Source organism: Enterococcus sp. VV15 (assembly GCF_005236045.1).
Taxonomy (GTDB): Bacteria; Bacillota; Bacilli; order Lactobacillales; family Enterococcaceae; genus Enterococcus_B; species Enterococcus_B durans.
This window is the reverse complement of record NZ_QPTY01000003.1, coordinates 63,406-83,515: the sequence shown is the minus strand read 5'-3', so window position 1 is coordinate 83,515 and position 20,110 is coordinate 63,406. Positions and strand designations below refer to the sequence as shown.

16 protein-coding genes are annotated in these 20,110 nt (G+C 38.8%); 3 read left to right on the top strand and 13 right to left on the bottom strand.

The genetic code is table 11. The annotated features are described in order from the left end of the window. Positions 1-4,518 (bottom strand): VWA domain-containing protein, encoded by a 4,518-nt coding sequence (locus DVW83_RS02200; protein ID WP_104661715.1) that lies wholly within the window; start codon positions 4,516-4,518, stop codon positions 1-3. 620 nt (positions 4,519-5,138) lie between these two features. Between DVW83_RS02200 and DVW83_RS02195 the strand changes: the two genes are divergently transcribed. Next, the gene (locus DVW83_RS02195; protein WP_137238948.1) at positions 5,139-5,969 is read left to right on the top strand and encodes a manganese catalase family protein; all 831 of its coding nucleotides are present in this window, start codon (positions 5,139-5,141) and stop codon (positions 5,967-5,969) included. Positions 5,970-6,032: 63 nt separating this feature from the next. Here the strand turns inward: DVW83_RS02195 and DVW83_RS02190 are convergent, their stop codons facing one another. The 5 genes from DVW83_RS02190 to DVW83_RS02170 form a co-directional block, all read right to left on the bottom strand. Further along, on the bottom strand, positions 6,033-6,434 hold the full coding sequence (locus tag DVW83_RS02190) for an organic hydroperoxide resistance protein (protein WP_005879366.1): 402 nt from the start codon (positions 6,432-6,434) through the stop codon (positions 6,033-6,035). Positions 6,435-6,511: 77 nt separating this feature from the next. Next, the gene (locus tag DVW83_RS02185; protein WP_104661717.1) at positions 6,512-6,718 is read right to left on the bottom strand and encodes a hypothetical protein; all 207 of its coding nucleotides are present in this window, start codon (positions 6,716-6,718) and stop codon (positions 6,512-6,514) included. A gap of 22 nt (positions 6,719-6,740) precedes the next feature. Continuing rightward, positions 6,741-8,258 (bottom strand): phosphomannomutase/phosphoglucomutase, encoded by a 1,518-nt coding sequence (locus tag DVW83_RS02180; RefSeq protein WP_104661718.1) that lies wholly within the window; start codon positions 8,256-8,258, stop codon positions 6,741-6,743. Between the two features lie 16 nt (positions 8,259-8,274). Next, positions 8,275-8,730 (bottom strand): arginine repressor, encoded by a 456-nt coding sequence (gene argR / locus DVW83_RS02175; RefSeq protein ID WP_081135640.1) that lies wholly within the window; start codon positions 8,728-8,730, stop codon positions 8,275-8,277. A gap of 73 nt (positions 8,731-8,803) precedes the next feature. Next, a complete protein-coding gene (locus DVW83_RS02170) occupies positions 8,804-9,436 on the bottom strand; it encodes a GyrI-like domain-containing protein (RefSeq protein WP_104661719.1) in 633 nt (210 codons plus the stop codon). Between the two features lie 218 nt (positions 9,437-9,654). On the opposite strand from DVW83_RS02170, the gene DVW83_RS02165 reads away from it, so the two are divergent. Beyond that, positions 9,655-11,028, top strand: coding sequence for an MFS transporter (locus DVW83_RS02165; RefSeq protein WP_137238946.1), 1,374 nt, complete (start codon positions 9,655-9,657; stop codon positions 11,026-11,028). 181 nt (positions 11,029-11,209) lie between these two features. Continuing rightward, positions 11,210-12,319 (top strand): NAD(P)/FAD-dependent oxidoreductase, encoded by a 1,110-nt coding sequence (locus DVW83_RS02160; protein ID WP_123863065.1) that lies wholly within the window; start codon positions 11,210-11,212, stop codon positions 12,317-12,319. Positions 12,320-12,414: 95 nt separating this feature from the next. Here the strand turns inward: DVW83_RS02160 and DVW83_RS02155 are convergent, their stop codons facing one another. From DVW83_RS02155 to DVW83_RS02125, 7 genes are all read right to left on the bottom strand, one after another. Continuing rightward, positions 12,415-14,052: a phosphoenolpyruvate carboxykinase (ATP) gene (locus DVW83_RS02155; protein WP_104661722.1), complete on the bottom strand. Its 1,638-nt coding sequence runs from the start codon at positions 14,050-14,052 to the stop codon at positions 12,415-12,417. Positions 14,053-14,233: 181 nt separating this feature from the next. After that, the gene (apf, locus tag DVW83_RS02150) at positions 14,234-14,851 is read right to left on the bottom strand and encodes an aggregation-promoting factor (RefSeq protein WP_104661723.1); all 618 of its coding nucleotides are present in this window, start codon (positions 14,849-14,851) and stop codon (positions 14,234-14,236) included. A gap of 379 nt (positions 14,852-15,230) precedes the next feature. Beyond that, positions 15,231-16,406 carry a tRNA epoxyqueuosine(34) reductase QueG gene (queG, locus tag DVW83_RS02145; protein WP_104661724.1) on the bottom strand — a complete coding sequence of 392 codons (1,176 nt, stop codon included), beginning with the start codon at positions 16,404-16,406 and terminating at the stop codon, positions 15,231-15,233. A 25-nt stretch (positions 16,407-16,431) separates the two neighbouring features. Then, on the bottom strand, positions 16,432-17,178 hold the full coding sequence (locus DVW83_RS02140) for a hypothetical protein (RefSeq protein ID WP_005879387.1): 747 nt from the start codon (positions 17,176-17,178) through the stop codon (positions 16,432-16,434). A 250-nt stretch (positions 17,179-17,428) separates the two neighbouring features. Next, positions 17,429-18,379, bottom strand: a complete 951-nt coding sequence (locus DVW83_RS02135) for a metal ABC transporter substrate-binding protein (RefSeq protein WP_104661725.1) — start codon at positions 18,377-18,379, stop codon at positions 17,429-17,431. 46 nt (positions 18,380-18,425) lie between these two features. Continuing rightward, a complete protein-coding gene (locus DVW83_RS02130) occupies positions 18,426-19,265 on the bottom strand; it encodes a metal ABC transporter permease (RefSeq protein ID WP_104661726.1) in 840 nt (279 codons plus the stop codon). Further along, complete coding sequence (locus DVW83_RS02125) at positions 19,262-20,008, bottom strand: metal ABC transporter ATP-binding protein (protein ID WP_104661727.1); 747 nt, start codon at positions 20,006-20,008, stop codon at positions 19,262-19,264. The genes DVW83_RS02130 and DVW83_RS02125 overlap by 4 nt, the downstream gene beginning before the upstream one ends. Positions 20,009-20,110: the final 102 nt, after the last annotated feature.

Genomic DNA, 20,110 nt, shown 5'->3' with positions numbered 1-20,110 from the left:
TCAGACCCTCCCTTTCCTATGACTCTTAACATACAGTACGCCACCAATCATTGCGGAAATCCCTATAAGGAGTGCCGCAATGATGAAATAGAGGTAAGGGCCTGTTCCACCAGTAGCTGGCAATGGCTTCTCTGGATCATTTCCAATATTCACTAATAATTGGATGCGGTTGTCCACTGTCAACTCATAGGTTACTTCTTGCGTAACTGACGGGTTATCCGTTCCACCATCTGGATAATAGGCTATCTCGGCTTTCAAACTGCCTTTTTCTTTCCCAGGGATAACTTCTCCTCCTGATGTTTCTGCCGTTTCTCGATAACTGATGGTCAAAATAAAATGTCCCGGCAAACGCATGTATCCGTCTGGAGCTGTTTCTTCTTTGATCCGGTAATTTCCTGCAGCTAAATCTTGTGAAAGAAACTTCGAAAGGTCGGCTTGATCGGGTGTCAAGCCATCATCAATCATCTCATACTCCCCAGGATTCACTTCATGTTCAAGTGAGAATGCAGCTCCTGGCAATTTTTGATTATTCGTACTATCTAACTTGAATAGCGTTAAATCAAGCGGTGCGAGTTCATTTTTCAGCGTAACTTGTAATACGCCATCAATAATCGCATAGCCCTCTCCTAAATCGGCTGTTTCATCAATGATTGGCTCTCCATTGATCACAAATTGACCTTCTTCATTCAATCCAAATAAAGCAGTCTGATCAGACAGTTGGTAGCCATTTGGTGCAACTGCTTCAGAGATTTCATACTTACCCACAGCTAATTTCAAAGGATCGGTATATTCAAGATCCTCATATTTGTCGAGACCAACTCTATAAAGATAGAAGGAGCCAATGCCTGGTTCTTGAGAAGTTAGATCACGTGGATTACCTGTATAAGCTCGATAAAGTGGGAATCCTAGATCGTCTGTCTTTTTGATATCGAAGCCCGCCCCATCTAATGGCTCACCATTTTGATCGATTTTTTTCACTCTGACTTCACGGTATCTAAAGGTGTTATACACCTCATGATCGATCCACAGCAACCCGTCGTCGTCTTCGATAAATGTTAAGTAGTGCCAATTTACTTCGTTTAACCGTTGATATTTGATTGTCCCCTCACTGTTTCCAGAGATTTGCAAAAGCCAACCATCATTTTCTGTAGGATCTTCGAAGCCTTCTGGACTTTTTGTTTCTATAATCTTGTATTCTGCATACTTATCGCCTTCATCGCCATGTTCAAATGAATCGGGATCACCAAATGGATGAATAATTTTATCCTCTCCATCTAGGATATAGTCTCCGTCTTCATTGACACGATAGAACGTCAAGAGACCTTTTTTGTCTTCTTTTACATTGCTCCCAGAAATACCTTTAGCAATCGCATTTCCTTGTGCATTCCCTTCGCCATCTGTCTCATAGACTTCAAATTCTGCGCCATTGATTGGTACGTCACTATCTTTGACCAGCTTTTCAATATTCAAATGAACAGGTTTGAACTCATTCCGTATTTCTAGTTTGACGTAAAGATCTTTATAATCTGTTTTTTCATCGTTTAAATTTTGAACAACCGAGAATGTATGGTATTCTCCTTCATTAGTGGCATTTGGGTCTTTTCCTTCAGGACCACCCTTCCGGTCTCCTGAAGTACTCGCATTCACCAATTCATAATGTCCTAGAGTGTCTCCTTCGCCGGCAATATATTTTCTTACTTGAAACGAATACGTCTCATCACTCAATTGATAACGTGGCGGACCTGAAATTTCTCTTACCCAATAAACAGCACTTTCTGCGCCGCCTTCATCTCCAAGTATAGGAATCTTGGTTTCAAAAATAGCCATTCCATCATCTGTTGTCCGACTCGTTTCAATTGGTACAACCTCAGTTCCAGCTTCACCAGGATCTTGATTGTATAAAGCAAATTCGACGCCCGCTAGTGCTTCACCATCTTGCCCAGTCTTTTTGATTTGCAGATTTCTATCCTTGTGTTCATATCGAATCGACGGAGCTGGTAGATACATCCGACCTGTCGCTCGATCGTTTTGATAATCCTCTAGATTTTGTAGATAAGCCATATTATTCACTGTATAGAATTTACCATCTTGTGCCCCACCATCTAATTTGACTTGGTACTTGATCCGAACCATTTCGCCTTCTCCTAACGAAATCGGAGAAAACGCATATGCATGATTTTCATGTCCTGCATATTGCGTTGGTGTTGCTACAACCTCTGGTGGCTTCGTTCCATGTCTTGATACATCCCAAACTTCTGGTGCTTCATATTTTGTTCCTGATTCGCTGTTCTCTAAATGGTAATACTGGATTTCTGCCGAATTTCCTCCCCCAAACAGTGAAACATTGAATCCCGTTTCATCATAAAGTGTCGCTTGTTCGATCGTTTTTTTGAACGTTGCCGAGATATTTTCTAAAGCATCTACAATTTCTGCTTTGTTATTGGCATTATAATAATAAGGATCTGTCCCATTCGGCTTCGTGTCAGCAATATTTTTCAACACATTTCGACCAATCGCATCTAATCGTTGCCTCCCAGAAATATTTCCTTCAATCCCTAAACCGATCGTAAAAATATTCGGTGGCGATTGATAGGTATTTTTTAACCAATGATGATACGCCACAGTATTGATTGCTGAAGATTTTTCTTGAGTAGTAGCTGCTCCGGTCGTATTATTATCTGCGCCTCCAGTTCCTGCCCAATGCGTTGCTTTACTGTCGCCATCTTTTACTTCCCCATAGCGATATTGAATTTGATTCGTGTTAGCTGGCCGGTTGAAATCTGTCGCATAGGTTACAGGATACGTAAAACCAGCATCAGAAGTATTTCCGGAAAAGGTTTCAAAATTTTTAAAGAGGGTACCGTTATCTGTTACCACTTTATCTGGCATCACATTCCAACTGTTCCAATTATTGCCTCCCCTCGAAGTTCTTGACTCAATAGGTGCATAGCTAAAGGTAGGGGTGCCGTCTCCCACAACAATCAAAATCTTCTCAGGATTTCTCTCTGCTCCTCCATTATCCTTGTAGAGAACTTCATAGCCTTTTCTCAACCCTAATGTCAAAGGCGTTCCTCCAATAGGTGTTCTTGTCAATACAGTACTAGTAGTTATTGAATTGAGGTTATCTGTCATCGCTAAGGTATCTGAATTGATCTGATCCTGATTACCCGTTGATGTACTCGAATGGTAAAAATTGACTAACCCGATGCGGGCATCCATTTCCGGAGCAGACAACAAATTTCTACTGATTTCAAGAACTGATTCGCGTAAGGCGGCATCTTTACTTTGACTTCCCGAACCTGTTGTTCCTTCATTCATACTTGCTGATTTATCAAGGACGAATACCACATCGACCGGCGTGATACTTTTATCTTCTCCCCCAATCACATCTAAATAAACATTGTAAAGTGTGGTTGTGTCTTGTGGAGAAACACCCTCTTCTGTAGTACTTGGTAAAACTGGTTCCACCCATTTTTTCACATATGCACTATTATAATCTAAATAACTATTGGCAAAATTCCGTTCCGTTCCCCAAAGCTGAACTGTTTGAGCAGGGGTATTTGTATCTCCTTCGGTGGCAGTAGAACCATTATCCGTGGCGTAATTATAATTCCGCCAGTTTGCGCCCCCAATCGAATAATCAGAATCATCGATCAATTGATTATTATCATAAAGCGAACCTTTATACCCACTGTAGGCCTCGCTGCTTTGACTCCAATTATCTAACACACTAGTGAAGTCATTCGTGGCAAACAATGGATACCGATTTTGTTTGCTGGTTGCGGAACCTTGTGGATAAACATAGGTATATGGATCGTCAGTCGCAGTCGGACCAAGACGCGCTAAAATACCACTGAACAACGGACTCTGGACTCTTGCTAAGGGTCGTCCACTCGGAATGATCGGTTCGTCTGATTCTACAGATATGTCATCTCGTTGCGTTTCAGCGGTTTCTTCTTTATTTTCAATAGCTTCTTGATTATCAGTTCCTTCGTTATTGTCAGCTGCTTCATTATCAGTTACCTTAACTTTCTCATCTACAACGACTTGAAGAGGCAACTCTCCTTCTTTGGTGTCTGGTAATTTTTCTGTTTCAAAAATCAACGTTCCAGTTTCTTGATCCTTTGAATACACTTTTCCAACATACCATTCTTGTTCATTGATCGTTTCGGTTTTTAATTCTGCTCCCTCTTCATCGTAAGAAGCTAATCCGCTCCCGCGGATATTGGTTACTGTGCCAATACCAGCTGCAGCGGTATCGATGGCGATACGGATCCTCCCTTCATTGTCACTTTTTTTCTTTTCAAATTCCAATGTCCATTCTAGGGTGTCTTCTTTCTCAACATATTTTCCTTCAATCTGCGCATAATCTTCATCTAGATAAACTTTCTTTTCTGTATTTGCAACAGTATCTGCAATTACATCTCGATCAGCTAGATGAATGATCGATTGAAAGGATGGACCTACCAACATACACATAGCAACAAACTGTAGCACCTTCAAGCCGATTTTTTTCACTTTTTTTACTCCCTTCCTCATAATTAAAAAACATGCGTGTTTTTTCACATAAATCAAAATGAATAATCACATAAACTTTCTCCTTTTATTTTAATGTATTTTTAATCATTATTCAAATGATATCCTAAACGCCGAAACCTTCGCATTTATAAACAAGGAAAAATGAAAATAACTCTAACTATATTAAAACATTTTAATATAAGCAATGATAACCTAACAACAACAAAAGAATAATAGGCGTTTTATAAAATGATCCTCATCAATAGTAATAAAAAAGACAATCAGCAAAATAACTAAAATGAGAATAAAGAATAAACGATTAGAAAAATAAAATAACACTAATTCAAAAAGTTTAATAACTGTCAATTTTCTAAAATTTTATCTATATTTTTATATTCGTTCTATCTACTTTCTTTACACGATTCATAATCCTCAATTTATTCTTGCTTTTACCGATCATTTCACCCTCAAAATTATTTATAAAAAAAGAAAAATAACTTTTTTGTTTTCAGATAACGTGTTTTATACTACAAAAATGATTTAGCAATCGTTTTCTTTGAAGTTTTTATCCATTCGTATCAAAATAGAGAGGTATCAAAAAAAGATTAGGAGGCATTTTGATGTTCAGACACCAAAAAGAATTGCAGTTTGAAGCAAAACCAGATCGTCCCAATCTGTTGATCGCGAAATATTTACAAGAACTTATCGGTGGACAGTATGGAGAAATGAGCGTGGCAATGCAATACCTTTTCCAAGGATGGAGCTGCCTAGGAGAAGAAAAATACAAAGATATGCTGATGGATATTGCTACCGAAGAACTTGGCCATGTGGAAATGTTGGCTACGATGGTCGCACGTCTATTAGAAGAGGCACCTGTGGAAGATCAAGAAGAAGCAATGAAAAAAGATCCAACGATTGGTGCGATTATTTCAGGAATGAATCCGCAACAGGCAATCGTTGCCGGCTTAGGACCACGTCCAGCAGACAGCGTTGGTAACCCTTGGAGCGGTAGTTATATTATTGCAAGTGGCAATTTACTTGCTGATTTCCGTGCCAATCTCAATGCGGAATCACAAGGACGCTTGCAAGTCGCACGCATCTATGAAATGATCGATGACCGCGGCGTAAAAGATTTACTCTCTGTGTTACTTGCACGAGACAGCTATCACCAAAATCTATGGGCTAGCGCAGTAAAAGAATTAGAAGAAAATGAAGGTTCGATTCTTGTTCCAAGTACCTTCAATCGTGAAAATGAACGTAAAGATATCGCCTACGACTTTTATAATTTTTCCGAAGGTGATGAAAGCAGTAAAGGCCCTTGGGCTAGCGGTAAAGCATTAGACGGTGAAGGCGAATATCAATGGTTGGACGAACCAAAGATCGAAGGAGCTAAGCCTAAGCTAAAACGTGTCACACCGAAAATGTATGGCACCCCTCCAGCTAAAAAGTAAAAAGAACGCCTCTAGCAATCGGTTTCTGATTGCTAGAGGCGCTTTTCTTTTATTCATTTATGATCAAACGACCGTAACTTCTACATCGATATTGCCTTTGGTTGCCTTGGAGTAAGGACAATAGTCGTGCGCTTGCTCTGCTAATTTCATTGCTTCTTCTTCACTGACATCCTCTACATGGACTTCTAGTACCACACCGATTTTATATCCGCCTTCGTCAAGGGTATAAAGGGATACACGTGCCTTGACAGTAGAATCAACAGTTAGGTTCGCTTCTTTGATCATATGCTGTAATGCACCGTTAAAGCAAGAAGCATATCCTGCTGCAAATAATTGTTCTGGGTTGGTTCCATCCGCGTGGATGCCTGGGGGAGTGATCTTCATGTGCATGGAACCATTCGGTGCTTCAACTTCCCCTTCTCGCCCACCGTGATTGATCATCGCTGTTTCGTATAATTTTTTCATTGTACTACTCCTTTCTATAGTTCACTTCATATTACTAGTGTAAGTATATTCAGAAGTTTATACAAAGATTCTGCTTGTTATTCGAAAAGTAAAATACCATCTTCCACCAATTTTCCAAAGAATAGAAAGATGCAACTTGTAAGCAGCAATGTCATATTTGTTCCAAAATAAATGGCGATTTTTTCTACGTAATCCTTGATATGATTGATTTTAAGATACATGAAAACCAAAAAATTCACCCCGTAGACCAACACTGTTAAAAAGATGATCATATTCATAACCATTTTTATCCCTTCCCCTCACTTTTTACCCTTCATCCTCCGCTAATATCAGTGGCTCAACATCTGGAAATGTTGCTAATTCTCGCGAGAGCACTTGTAACGCTGTGCTATTTTTTCCCTTTATATCATTTTCAATTTGTAAAACTAATAGAGGTTCATGAAGACTTGGACGAAGTAAGAACCAACCGTTGCCATAAACTCCTTTTAAATCATAACGAATGCCTTCTTGATTTTCTGGCTGTAATTTCATCCCCGGATATTTTTCTAATGTATCGGACAAACGCTGAATGATTTCTCTTCCTCTTTGTTGTGTATGATCACTAGTCAACCCTAAGCGAATTTCTTGCACTTCAATCGGTTGCCTTAATCCTTGAATGATTGCTTCTAATGTCAACTGTTCCTCTTTTAATCTTGGGAGAAGCATCAATATTTTGGCGATCACGTAGGCACCATCATCTAAAAAATAATTTTCTTTAAACGCCGCATGTCCACTTGTTTCAATGGCTAACTGTGCATCGACACCTGATTCATTTAATGCCAACGCTCTGTTGATAACATTTCGATAGCCTGAGATATAGCGATCTTGTTTTCCCCCTTTTGATTCGATAAATGCTTGTAAATGTGTCGATGTTGGAGAATTTGTCACTATCGTCGTTCCTGGATGCTCATTCAAGACAATCATACTTAATAAGGCAATCAAATTATTTCGATTGATCACTTGACCATTCCCGCTCACTACTGCTGAACGATCCACATCTGTATCAAAGATCACACCTAGATCCGCTTTATTTGCCAGCACTGCTTTTTTGATACTAGCCATTGCTTCTTGATTATCAGGATTAGGGATATGATTTGGAAAATGACCATCTGGCTCTAAGAACTGCGAACCAGTCGTATCCGCACCCAATTCTTCAAGAACAAGTTCAGCGAAAAAACCACCTGATCCATTCCCAGCATCCACAATGATTTTCCAACCGGCTAATGGTTTTTCATTTGTCTTTCCGATACCGTTCCTGATTTTCTGGACTAGATCTTTGGCATAGATAGTTACTAAATCTGCTTTACGTACCGATCCTGTATATCCATTTTTATTCTTTTCAGTGGCTTTTGTCAATATGAAGGCGATATCTTCTTTTTCGGCTCCACCTTGCATTGTAAAAAATTTCATGCCATTGAAGTAAAAAGGTAAATGACTTGCCGTCAACATGACGCTCGCATCACACTGGAATTGTGAGAACTGAGTTGCCATGAACATGGCAGGAGTAGTGGCTAAATCAAAGTCGATGACATTGACTCCCTGATCGACTAGTCCTTTAATCAACGCTTCCTTTAACAGTGGTCCACTGATTCTGCTGTCACGCCCAATGCCGACAGTCAACTTTCCATCTTGATACTTTCGTCCATTTGCTTTTTTTAGCCAGGTAACAAATCCACAACTAATTTTTTCCATCTCTTTCGCTGTTAGATTTGCATCAAATTCCTCTGTTGAAATAGCAATTCCTCGAATATCCGAACCATTCTGTAGCGCTTTCATAAAAGACATTTTGTATCTTCCTCCTTTATTCTCTCATTTTTTCTAACTTTTCTGCAAATGCTTGTGCATCTTCTTCAGAACGGCAAATCACAATAAATGTGTCTACACCAGCGATCGTTGCAGCAACTTCTGGGTAGGCTGCTTCATCTAACCAATTCGTTACGACATCTGCGCCATCTTTTTCTGTTAACACGACAATCATGAATTGTACGATTTGAATTTTTAACACTTCTCTTTTGACAGCTGATTTTAGTCGTTCTTCATTCAATGTTTCAGATGGTTGACTAAATAATGCATAACGTACTTGCTTATTCTCATCATGGGATTTCACCAGCTTCATTTCTCGAATATCGCGGGAAATCGTCGCTTGGGTTGCTTTAACACCAACTTCTTGTAATTTAGCTAAAAGTTCTTCTTGGGTACTGACTGGTTGTTCCGTAATGATTCTGCGAATCAATGATTGTCGTTGGATTTTTTTCATACTGGACACCTCTCGTCTTTATTATAACAAAAAAACTGATTTTTTAGTATTTTTTACTTTTATTTTCTATGAATCAACGAATTGATTTTGGAGCAATCGACACACGCAAAATCGTCTTCATTTTTTCTGTATTTGCTCTACGTGGATCACTCATATAGATTTCTTTATGCTCTTTAGACGTCCGTTCATAGCCTTCTTTTTGAATAAAATCAGCCAACTTTTTAAATGTTGCGGGTTCATCATCATATGGACCGATGTGTACCATTTGCGCAGTCAATCCCTCTTCGATCGTTACAAACTGCAATTGGTCTATCAGCTCGGACGGTAGTTTATGCGCACTTCGGACAAGAGCCTCCTGTGCCACTTCTTTGGTTACAAAACCAGGTTGTTTGATCATTAATTGATAAGAAAAATGTTTTTTTTGCATTACTTTTTCGTTGAGGTACTTCTCTTGTAGTCCCCATAGACCTTCTAGCGGATACACCGTATAAGGCTGATAGTTTGGGATAAGCCAATCTTTCTTCGGTGACATTCGAACAGCATAACTCCATGCGTAAAGAGAAGCAACACGTCGCTGGAAATCTTCATCATTTGGGTCACCGACCCCATTGATACTAAAAAAATGCTGCTCAGGTAATACTAAGATCTGTGGTCTTTTCTTTATACTATAACCAGCCTCACTTTTTTTCCAATCGATTTTTTCCATTCCGTCCTCCTGTTATCTATCCATTTCCTACTATCATAACTCTTTTACTCAGACTTGGCTAACGTTGTTGACACTAATTTTCATTCTATGCTAGAATATGCGTTGTAAACAAATCGTACAGATAACACGTCACTGGCGTGTCGAGAGAGAGGCGATTTCTATTTTTTTAAATAGAAATCACTCTCTTTTTTTTACGAAATTTTTTTGAGGTGAACACGATGACAAAACAAAAACATATTTTATTAGTACCTGCGGTGATTGCTACAGGTATGATGTCCTTTGCCGGGGTGTTGATTGAAACGGCAATGAACGTAACCTTTCCAACTTTGATCAACCAATTTCAATTAACTACAGCACAGGTACAATGGGTTACGACTATCTATTTATTGATGATCTCGATCATCGTCCCCCTGTCGACTTATCTTACTAAAAATTTCAGTATACGCAGTCTTTTTCTACTGTCCAATCTACTGTTTTTAGCTGGAATTATCATTGACTTTTTTTCTCCAACTTTTTTGATTTTACTCCTTGGTCGACTTCTGCAAGGAGCGGCGACAGGAATCGCATTACCTTTGATGTTCCATATTATTTTAACTTTTGCTCCGATGAATCGACGTGGCGCAATGATGGGAGTCGGGACTTTGACTACCGCTATTGCTCCTGCAATCGGACCGACTTACGGCGGTATTTTAACTTCGAATTTTACTTGGAATCACATTTTTCTTTTTCTTATTCCCGTATTACTGCTTTCATTAGTCATTGGGTTAGTTTCTATCCCTACTGTTCCAGTTAAAAAGAGTGGCCGTTTGGACCTATCAAGCGTCTTAGGTTTATGTCTCCTTTTTAGCGGAAGTTTGACTTTCTTGAGTATGTTAGGCACAACGGTGGGTTGGCTTGCGTTAGTTATCGCTATCATTGGGTGTTTCATTTTTTATCGACGCACTCAAAAAGCAGCATCCCCTTTGATCCAATTGACTATTTTTCACAATAAAACCTTTCGTTTATTTTTGTTTAGTTTTTTGATTTATCAGTTCTTATTGTTGGGTATTTCCTTTGTCCTACCTAATTTTGTACAGATCGTTCAGGGAAGTAGTCCATTCATCGCTGGCATCGCTATGCTTCCAGGAGCAGCTGTAGGAGCTTTGTTATCGCCTTTTTCTGGAAAATTACTAGATCAGTACGGACCAAAAAAACCGATTCTAACTGGGTTGCTCCTTGCGCTTATCGGTTGGTCTGCACTTGTTCTTCTCATCGGACATGTTTCTCTGCTATTCTTGGTTCTTTGCCATGTGATCTATATGGTGGGTATCGGCTTATCTTACAGTAATATGATGACTACCGGGATGAATGCGTTGCAGGTAGATGCGCAAAGTGATGGGAATGCTGTATTCAACACCTTACAACAATTTTCTGGAGCTGTTGCAACTTCTCTAGTAGCGATTATTATCAATCTTATCCAAGACCATACAACATTAAACTACCGAGATGCTACTACATTAGGATCAAAAATTGCTTTAGGCGTATTGCTTTTCTTACTGATAATCAGCTTTATCCAGTTCATCCAGTATAGTTTAGCAAAAAAGAAAGCATGATTTCTCTGTAAACTATTTCCCAGCAGTTTCTTACCTAGACGAGTACTGTTTCTCTAATCAACACTTCAGTCGTCTTAATATAAAGCACACACACTGTTTCTAATAAGGAGGAACTGTCTCAACACTTTCTTGATCGACGAGTTTATGGGAAAATAGAGACTGAAAAAAGGAGGCTTTCTTTATGGAAAAAATTGCCATTATCGGTGGTGGGATCATTGGAATGACTTTAGCCAATTATCTTGATACAACAAAGTTTGAGATCGTACTTTACGATCATGGAGTAGGTCAAGCAACAAAAGCTAGCGCCGGGATCATTTCTCCTTGGCTCTCCAAAAGAAGAAACAAGAAATGGTACCATTTAGCAAAAGACGGCGCCGCTTTTTTCCCGAAATTAGTTCAAGATTTTTCACTTGGTCAATCGATCTATGCACAGTCTGGTACCATCATACTACGGAAAACGGAACAATTAGCTGAACTAGCGGATTTGGCCGAAGAAAGAAAAAAAGAGGCACCAGAAATCGGCAAGATTCGTTTACTGAAACCTGAGGAAACATCTGCACTTCTTCCTCTATTGAAGAGAATGCCCGCTTTGTACATCAGCGGTGGTGGAAAACTTGACGGAAAAGCGTTTTTAAATGAACTGTCTAAAAGACTTACTCATAAAGGGATTAAACAACTCCATGAAAAAGCGCACTTAAAGAGAGCTCAGGATAATTGGGTGATCGAAAGTAAGTCAGGAAAACAGAACTTCGACCGAGTGATTGTATCACCAGGACCTGCATTAAAAGCCTTATTGGCTCCTTTAGGTTATCAGACAGATATTCGGCCTCAAAAAGGACAACTTGTGGTATTTGATACAGCTTCTTCCCAGAGCCAGGATTGGCCTGTCGCGATGTTGGATGGAGAAGCGGATTTGATCCCCTTTACTGATGGAAAAATTTTATTAGGCGCTACCCACGAAAATACTGGTGGTTGGGACTTGTCCCCTACTGAAGAGGCTTATCGACAATTGAGTGAAAATGCTGCTAGTTTTTTGGAAGAACCACAAAAACTTTTTGCTCAATCACATCATCTCCAAGTAGGCACCCGTGCTTATACATCTGACTTTGCTCCATTCTTTGGTCCATTGCCAGATGATCCAGAACTCCTTGTTGCTAGCGGTCTCGGCTCATCTGGATTAACGACAGGCCCCTTTATTGGTTATCTTTTAGCTATGTATCTGAATACTGGCTCTTGGCAAGGGGCTGATTATCAAAAGGAAATCCATACTTATATAAAGATCAATCAATAAAAAGCCAAGATACCCAGAAATAATGACACTATTTCTGGGTATCTCGCTTTTTTATTATAGCTTATCTATCCTACTGAATAAATCAAATCCAAGTGCTATTTTGCTAATTGGCCAATCAAATTTTCAATACTTTCTGCTGCTTCTTTTGGCAACGAATGATAGGCATTTAATGAGCGAATATATTGTGTACGTATCCGTAAACGTTCCTGCAATAGTTGTCTATATGCTCTATCATCAAAAGGCACTTCCATTCCTTCAATCGGCAAGTAAGAAATTCTAGGTAGCATGCCAAATGGAATAAACTTTCCAGTTTCGCGAACAATTTTCTCGATACTCCCTAAGGTGATTGCTGGTGTTACTTTTTTTCCATTATAATTTCCTGTATTCAATACATAGCATTTGGTACGCCCTGATTCAAAAAGCGTTCGAAATGCCTGATAGTCTTCGCCTAAAGGATAGGCACGGAAGGGATTGGCAAAAGGTTCTATAATCAGTTGGTTAGCGTCACCGTTTGTCACATTTTCTGCACTCGAACGTTTCGTAGCTAATGTCGCTCCAAAGGCGGTAGCTAATGTGGGATCATCGATTCTTAAAACGGGTGGTAAAGAGTCATCTTTCATGATCCAAAAAACAGCGTCTATCGGTTCATCCAAATGGTCTACGCGATTAGGAGTGACAAAACGAGATTTCACTGTCCGACCATTTCCATTACGAATATCTTGTGTGATGATTATTTTTTCTTGCATTTCATTCGTTGTCACTCCAACATTTTGACAAGTAAGAAAATAGGCGATGGTAGGATCATCGGAAGAATAATCTTGTGTTTTATCAAAATAGGAGGGTTCCAACGCAGTTGTCGAACCTTTTTCGCGAGAAATAATAAACGCATCATCATGAAGGATCGTTACGGGTAGATCTTCTGCATGTTTCGCCAATGTAATCGTGGATTTTCCAGAGCCAGATAAGCCAAAAACAGCCATCGTATAAGTTCTATCATCTAAAACATATTGCTTCATCCCTCCATGGCAAGCAACAAATCCATTTCTGTTTGCCATCGCCCACGCTAGCGTCAAGGTAGCTTTCTTCAGTTCCCCAAAATAGCGCAACCCTAAGACAGCTGCCACGTTATGATGAGGATCAAACAATACTAAGCCATCAGGATACTCGCTGTCTGTCCAATAGGGATCACAAAAAATATAAAGGTCCCCTTCATCATAAACAGTGGAGTTTTGATAGATTTTTTCAATCTCATCCGTAGCAAATTGAAAATTCAACAGATAAGAATAGAGATTGTTCTCGAACCCTTCAGGAATCAGCAAATGTGACTTGACTGAAAACTCATTGTCCAACCCAACGATTACTTCACCATGATAAAATACTCTATTTCTACTTTGATAAACAGCTTCACGTAAAATACCTTCATATTTCTTTTGATCAATTGTCGGTTCTCCGATAACCCGTCTTGCTGATGCTGTTCGCCCTACGACCTTACCATCATTGAACACCAGTATTTTTGCATCTTGTGGTAACTTAAATTCTTCAGTATGCATGATTGGTAAATCTGTGACAATCGTTCCTGGGCTTTCTTTTGCTAACTGATAAGCGATCTGCAAGTTGGGGATCTGCTCGACATTGTTTCCATAAAACGCCGTCTCGATTATGGTGCGAATACCTGATAGCAGTGGATTCTCAGGCTCTATATCTTTTGCCTTTAAAAATGATTTTGTACTCATTCTATCACCTCATTTATGTTTTTTAGATTAAAGCGTTTTCTTAATTATAACTTAACTTCTTTCTTTCTTACCAATCATTTCCTGTTTTAGTTGTTCTAACAGTGTTCTATTACAAAAAAAACAAGAAATCGCTGTAACGATTTCTTGGTTCATCTGATTATTATTATTTGCTAGACTCGACTTAGTACCAACCGTTAGCTAACCAGAATGCTTTTGCAGCATCCCATGAACCATAACGTGAAGTAACGTATTGGTCAGCTACACGTTCTTGGTTTTCAGCAGAGTAGTCACCATTCAAGTATGATGCATCTAATTGGTAACGTCCGATATAACGGCCGTTAGTTGCTGTATAAGAACCGCCTGATTCTTTATTGGCAATCCATTCTTTTGAAGAACTTGTATTGCTTGGAGTTGTTGCTGTTGCAACAGCGGGAGCAGCAGGTGCTACTTCAACTGTTTCAACTGGCGCAACGTATGTATATTCTTGCGTTGCTGTTTCAGTTGTCGCTGGAGCTTCTACTTTTGGTGTTGCTTCAGTTTTTGCTGAAGAATCGCTAGAAGTTGGGATCGTTAATTCTTCACCAACGTAAATGCGGTTAATGTCAGCAATATTATTTTTTTCAGCAATTGCTTTGATCAATGAATTGTCACCAGCAAATTTTTGTGAAATCTTTGATAGCGAATCACCAGATTGGATTGTATAGATTTCATCGGCATGCGCATTTGTTGTTCCTACAAACATAGCAGTTGCACCAGCAGCAAAAGTTGTACCTAAAACGATCTTTTTAATTGAGTTCATATTTATCTCCTTTATTTTTCCCATGTATTTATCAACGTCATTAACTTTATCATCTAAAAATATTTCATAGGTAAAAGAAGTGTGACATTTAATGACAAAATCGGCATTTTTTTAATATTTGTAACATAACTCAAAGTGAAAAAAATACAGAGCTCTCCCAAAAGCCTTATTTATCAAGCAATGAAACGCTTTTTAACTATTTCTTAACTTGTTTAGAAAAACTTATATTTTGTAATATAAGCTCATTTTTAAAGCTTATTTTTTTCCATTTTTCTTTAAATAACTCTCATTTTTTTAAAAATTTTACTAAAAATGCAAAAAATCCAGCAATTGTTACAACAATTACTGGACAAAAATCATGATTTGTGGAAGAAACCTCTTAACTATTTGGTCGTTTTTCTTTGTTTTTCTTTTGTAACATTGTGATTGCCTGTGCTATTTCTATTGAAACTTCCTCGTTATCTTCTTTTTGATCGACAACTTCTAAAGTTTCTATCCATTTTTTAGGTTCTTTTCTCCCTAAGCGACCAATTGCCCAAGCTGCCGTTGCACGGATCACAGGTCTAACATCCGTTAAGCATTTCTCGATCTCAGGTAAAGCAGAAGTATCACCTAAATTAGCTAAAGCAATGAGGGCATTTCTTTGCAGCGGTTTTTTTCCACGCCACGAACCGGCTAAATGACCAAATTGTGCGTTGAACTCCTTATTTGATAATTGGAGCATTGGTTTCAATTTGGGATAAACTTCATCAACTTTTGGTTCCATCTCGTCATGGAAATGGAAATCTTTTCCTCTATTATAGGGACAGACAAGTTGGCAAATGTCACAACCATAAATGACATTACGCATTTTCTTACGATATTCTTCAGGCATTAATCCTTTCGTCTGTGTCTGATACGACAAGCACCTTTGAGCATTCATCCGTCCATCACCTAATAATGCTTTCGTAGGACATGCCGTGATACAACGTGTACAGTCACCACAGCCAAATACACCGGGCTCATCAGGTTCAAATTGGATATTTGTAACAACTTCACCAAGATACACAAATGAGCCGTATTCTTCTGTGATCAACAAGCCATTTCTGCCAATAAATCCTAATCCGGCACGTTGCGCCACCGCTACATCGATCAATTCTCCTGTATCGACTTGCGGTGCAAATCGCCAAGCATCCTCTTGTTGCCATACGACTGCTCTTGTTTTGATGAAATCGATCAGTTTATTTAAGCGGTCACGCAAGATATCATGATAATCGACTCCCCATGAAGCACGTGCAAATTGCCCACGTTTTTCATCTTTGGGTACTTCTTCATGAATTTTTGTAGGATAAGCTAAAGCAATCGAAATGATCGACTGCGGAGATTCAAATGTTTTTTCTATATACAAACGTTCATCAATCACTGGATGCTCAAAACCAGAAGTATGTCCCGCTGCTTTCTGTGACTCTAGTGATTCCTTTAGATGGTCAAATGGTTCAGCTGTAGTAAATCCGATTTTATCGATCCCTAGACGCTTGCTCTCTTCTATGATTTCATCTTTTAATGTTTTTGTCATTTTCCCCACCTATCTATCATGACCGTCAACGACTATATAATCCGTAGTATAAACGATCTTTTTTTAGTTGGACAAATTGGATTTGCTGATCTGCAATTTTTCGTTCAGCCATCCAGCGTTTTCTCGTGGCAAATATTTCCCAATAATTGACAGAAATCCATTTTCTTTGGTTATCTAATGCCTGAAAAAAATTGAGAGAAACAGGTTTAGTATGCAATAATTCATGGAAGCGAACTTGTTCTTCCTGAGAAAAAGTGGATAGATCTCTCGAATAAAGTGTTTCTTCATACAGACATTTTTGTTGTGTATACGTAAACGTTTGGGGGATTTTCCCTGGACGTGCAATTTGGACTAGTCGATTATAATAGCTATTCATCAATTTACTATTTGCGATAAATGCACTTTTGTAATAAGCCGATTGTATTTTCTCAATCACACCTTCTGTTCCCATCACTGAAAACAATGCAGGCCACGCCTTGATAGTCACTTCATTATTTTGTTTGACTAAGACACCTGGTACGAAACCTCCAGAAGAGATCGAAACGAAATAGCCGATTCCTGTTGTTTCATCTAATGACTGAAATTCATCGAAAAGCCACTTCGCAGGATAATGCTCTTCATTATCCGCTTCATTTGGATTTGCTATGAATAATTTAGCCATTTCGGATTCTAAAAATTGTAGATCTTGATCCTTTTCAGAGTTTTCATGCTGTTCGATCAGCTTAATCACTTCTTCTTTGATTTGATGCTTGTCTTTACGCGTAAAATTCATAGCTCCACCTTCCTTTCATACCTCTAACTATAACGGAAATCCGCTAAAAAAGGTATCTGTAAGCTGTAAAAAGAAAGAGTTTTTAGTCATTTTTTCGTGAAAAAGAAGCTGAAACATTTTTTGTATGTCTCAGCTTCTTAAAACAAGTCAAATGTAGGCTTGCACTATACACCAAAAAACAAGGTATACAAACTTTTACTCCTCTTTGAACATCTTGTCGCCACATTTCTTTGTTGAACAAATCGCTTACCTAATGTGATTCTTCCATTTTTTCTTGACTTAACCCATCATGGATCGTCTGGATATTCCACTGCATCATCTTGTAATATGAATCGCCTTTCCCCCCTTTTTTATCAATCGAATCCGTGTACAATTCGTCATAGATCGTTAGTCCCGTTTCTTTAGCGACACGTTCCATACTTCTCGGATCTACACTCGTTTCGACAAATAGAACAGGCACATTTGAATCCCGCACTTGGTTAACGATCGTTTTCATCTGTTCAGGTGTCCCTTGGCTTTCTGTATTGATCTCCCAAATATAGGCAGCCGGCACATCATATGCTTTTGAAAAATATTTGAATGCTCCTTCACTAGTTATAAGCAATCGTTTATCTTCTTCGATCGAACCAAGATTGTCTTTTGCTTGCTGATCTAATTTTTTCAATTGTTCGATGTACGCTTTGCTGTTCTTTTCATACTCTTTCTGATTATCTTCATCTTTTTCAGAGAGAATCCTTGTTATTTCTTCTACGTACTTCATCCCATTCGACAAATCTAACCATGCGTGAGGATCTGCCTGAGTTTTAGTAGCTCCTTTTGCCAAATAGAGTGGCGTAACTTTTTTACTTACTGCAAAATAGTCTTTTCCTTCCTCTTTTTTCGCTGTTTCCATCAAATTCATAAACCAGCTGTTCCCGGTTTCTAAATTTAACCCATTGTATAAAATGACATCTGCATCACTTGCCTTTTTGATATCTTCCGGCAACACCTCGTATTCATGGGGATCCGTGCCCACCGGAACAATACTATGAACAACTACATGCTCTTTTCCTACTTCTTTAGCCATATCTGCTAAGATCGAATTTGTTGCCACTACCGTTAATTGATTCTCCTGCTCTTTGTCGATTTCTTGACTCCCACAACCTGCTAAAAGTAAGAACCCTACAAATAACAACCAATAAATCTTTTTTTTATTTTTCATTGTGCCACCTCTTTTACTTTATTTTTTTAATTTTCTTTGATCGTACTTACGCTTGCTTTGACCGAAATAAAATTCCTTTTGTCGGCGAAAACAAGAAAGCAAGTGTAAAGAACAGCGCACATGCCAACACGATCGTAGCACCAGAAGGCCAGTTGTAACTATAACTGAAAAAGACACCGACAATAGCACTTAAAACGCCGATAGTTGCCGATAGAATAATCATTTTTGCTAAATTGTTCGTTAACAAATAGGCTGTCGCAGCCGGAGTGATCAGCATAGCGATCACTAGGATCGTTCCTACTGTCTGCAAACTAACAACTGCAACTAAAGTCAAGAAAAACATCAGTACATAATGGATCAACGTAGTATTCAACCCATAAGCTTTGGCCATCATTGGATCGAATGATGTGATCTTCAGTTCTTTATAAAAAATAAAAATGAGCAATAGAACGATCCCACTCACGATAGCAGTCATCTGTAAATCATTTTCTCTAACCGCTAACACATTTCCAAATAAAATATGGTAAAGATCGGTTGCACTTTGGGCAAATGAAATCAAAATGATTCCAAGTGCAAAGAAAGAGCTGAATACGATCCCGATCGCCGTATCATTTTTTAACTGACTACGTTGCGTTACAAACCCAATAATCCCCGCTGTCAACATTCCAAAAGCAGTCGCACCGACAATGTAACTGAACCCAAACATATACGAAATAGCAACCCCTGGTAAAACCGCGTGAGAAATGGCATCTCCCATCAATGACATCCCACGTAATATAATAAATGCGCCAATCACTCCTGAAGCCAATCCAACTAAAATGGACGTAAGCAATGCGTATTGTAAAAACTGATAATTCAGCAGACCTTCATAAAAAGATTGAATCATTTCTTTTCTTCTCCCTTCACTAATTGACCGATCACTTCGCCATAGGCCGCTTGTAGATTTTCTGATGTGAACGTTTCAGCCACAGGACCGCTGGCAATCAAGGTTTTGTTCAGTAGGATCAATTCATCAAAATACTCTTCCACTTTATGTAGATCATGATGAACAATAACAATTGTTTTCCCACTTTTTTTCAACTCTTTTAAAAGAAAAAAAATCTTCTTTTCACTTACTGCATCTATCCCGACAAAAGGTTCGTCTAAAAAAATCCATTCTGCACCTTGAGCAAGTGCACGTGCTAAAAAAACACGTTGCAGTTGACCGCCAGAAAGCTCACTGATCTGTCGTTTTTCATAATCGCTCATCCCGACTTTTTCTAACGCTTGTTTTGCTCGCATTTTTTCTTTCTTCCCTGGGCGCTGTCCTATCTTTAATGAAGGATAGGTTCCTAGTAATACGACCCCTGATACATCAATAGGAAAAGAGAGATCCAACTCATTGCGTTGTTCGACATACGCAATTTGTTTACGTACTTTGTGGATGGGTTGCCCACCAAAAAAAATTTCACCCGATCGTTTGGGGATCAATTCAAGGATAGCTTTCATCAAAGTTGATTTTCCTGCACCATTTGGGCCGATGATCCCAGTGATCTGTTTTGGCTGGATATTTAAATCAATTGTTTCTAACGCTGATTTTCCTTGATAAGCAGCTGATAGATTTTGAATTTCAATCATATATTTAGACATGCGCAATCTCCTTTTTAGGTTAACCTAACTTTCAATTTAAATGTAGTTTAACTTAAAACGAAAGCATTTTCAAGTTTTCAGCCAAAAAAAAAATTAAAATTC

Coding starts and splice junctions, on each gene's coding strand:
- DVW83_RS02195 (WP_137238948.1), top strand. CDS start 5,139: ATGTTCAGACACCAAAAAGAATTGCAGTTTGAAGCAAAACCAGATCGT.
- DVW83_RS02190 (WP_005879366.1), bottom strand. CDS start 6,434: ATGAAAAAATTATACGAAACAGCGATGATCAATCACGGTGGGCGAGAA.
- DVW83_RS02185 (WP_104661717.1), bottom strand. CDS start 6,718: ATGGTTATGAATATGATCATCTTTTTAACAGTGTTGGTCTACGGGGTG.
- DVW83_RS02180 (WP_104661718.1), bottom strand. CDS start 8,258: ATGTCTTTTATGAAAGCGCTACAGAATGGTTCGGATATTCGAGGAATT.
- argR (WP_081135640.1), bottom strand. CDS start 8,730: ATGAAAAAAATCCAACGACAATCATTGATTCGCAGAATCATTACGGAA.
- DVW83_RS02170 (WP_104661719.1), bottom strand. CDS start 9,436: ATGGAAAAAATCGATTGGAAAAAAAGTGAGGCTGGTTATAGTATAAAG.
- DVW83_RS02165 (WP_137238946.1), top strand. CDS start 9,655: ATGACAAAACAAAAACATATTTTATTAGTACCTGCGGTGATTGCTACA.
- DVW83_RS02160 (WP_123863065.1), top strand. CDS start 11,210: ATGGAAAAAATTGCCATTATCGGTGGTGGGATCATTGGAATGACTTTA.
- DVW83_RS02155 (WP_104661722.1), bottom strand. CDS start 14,052: ATGAGTACAAAATCATTTTTAAAGGCAAAAGATATAGAGCCTGAGAAT.
- apf (WP_104661723.1), bottom strand. CDS start 14,851: ATGAACTCAATTAAAAAGATCGTTTTAGGTACAACTTTTGCTGCTGGT.
- queG (WP_104661724.1), bottom strand. CDS start 16,406: ATGACAAAAACATTAAAAGATGAAATCATAGAAGAGAGCAAGCGTCTA.
- DVW83_RS02140 (WP_005879387.1), bottom strand. CDS start 17,178: ATGAATTTTACGCGTAAAGACAAGCATCAAATCAAAGAAGAAGTGATT.
- DVW83_RS02135 (WP_104661725.1), bottom strand. CDS start 18,379: ATGAAAAATAAAAAAAAGATTTATTGGTTGTTATTTGTAGGGTTCTTA.
- DVW83_RS02130 (WP_104661726.1), bottom strand. CDS start 19,265: ATGATTCAATCTTTTTATGAAGGTCTGCTGAATTATCAGTTTTTACAA.
- DVW83_RS02125 (WP_104661727.1), bottom strand. CDS start 20,008: ATGTCTAAATATATGATTGAAATTCAAAATCTATCAGCTGCTTATCAA.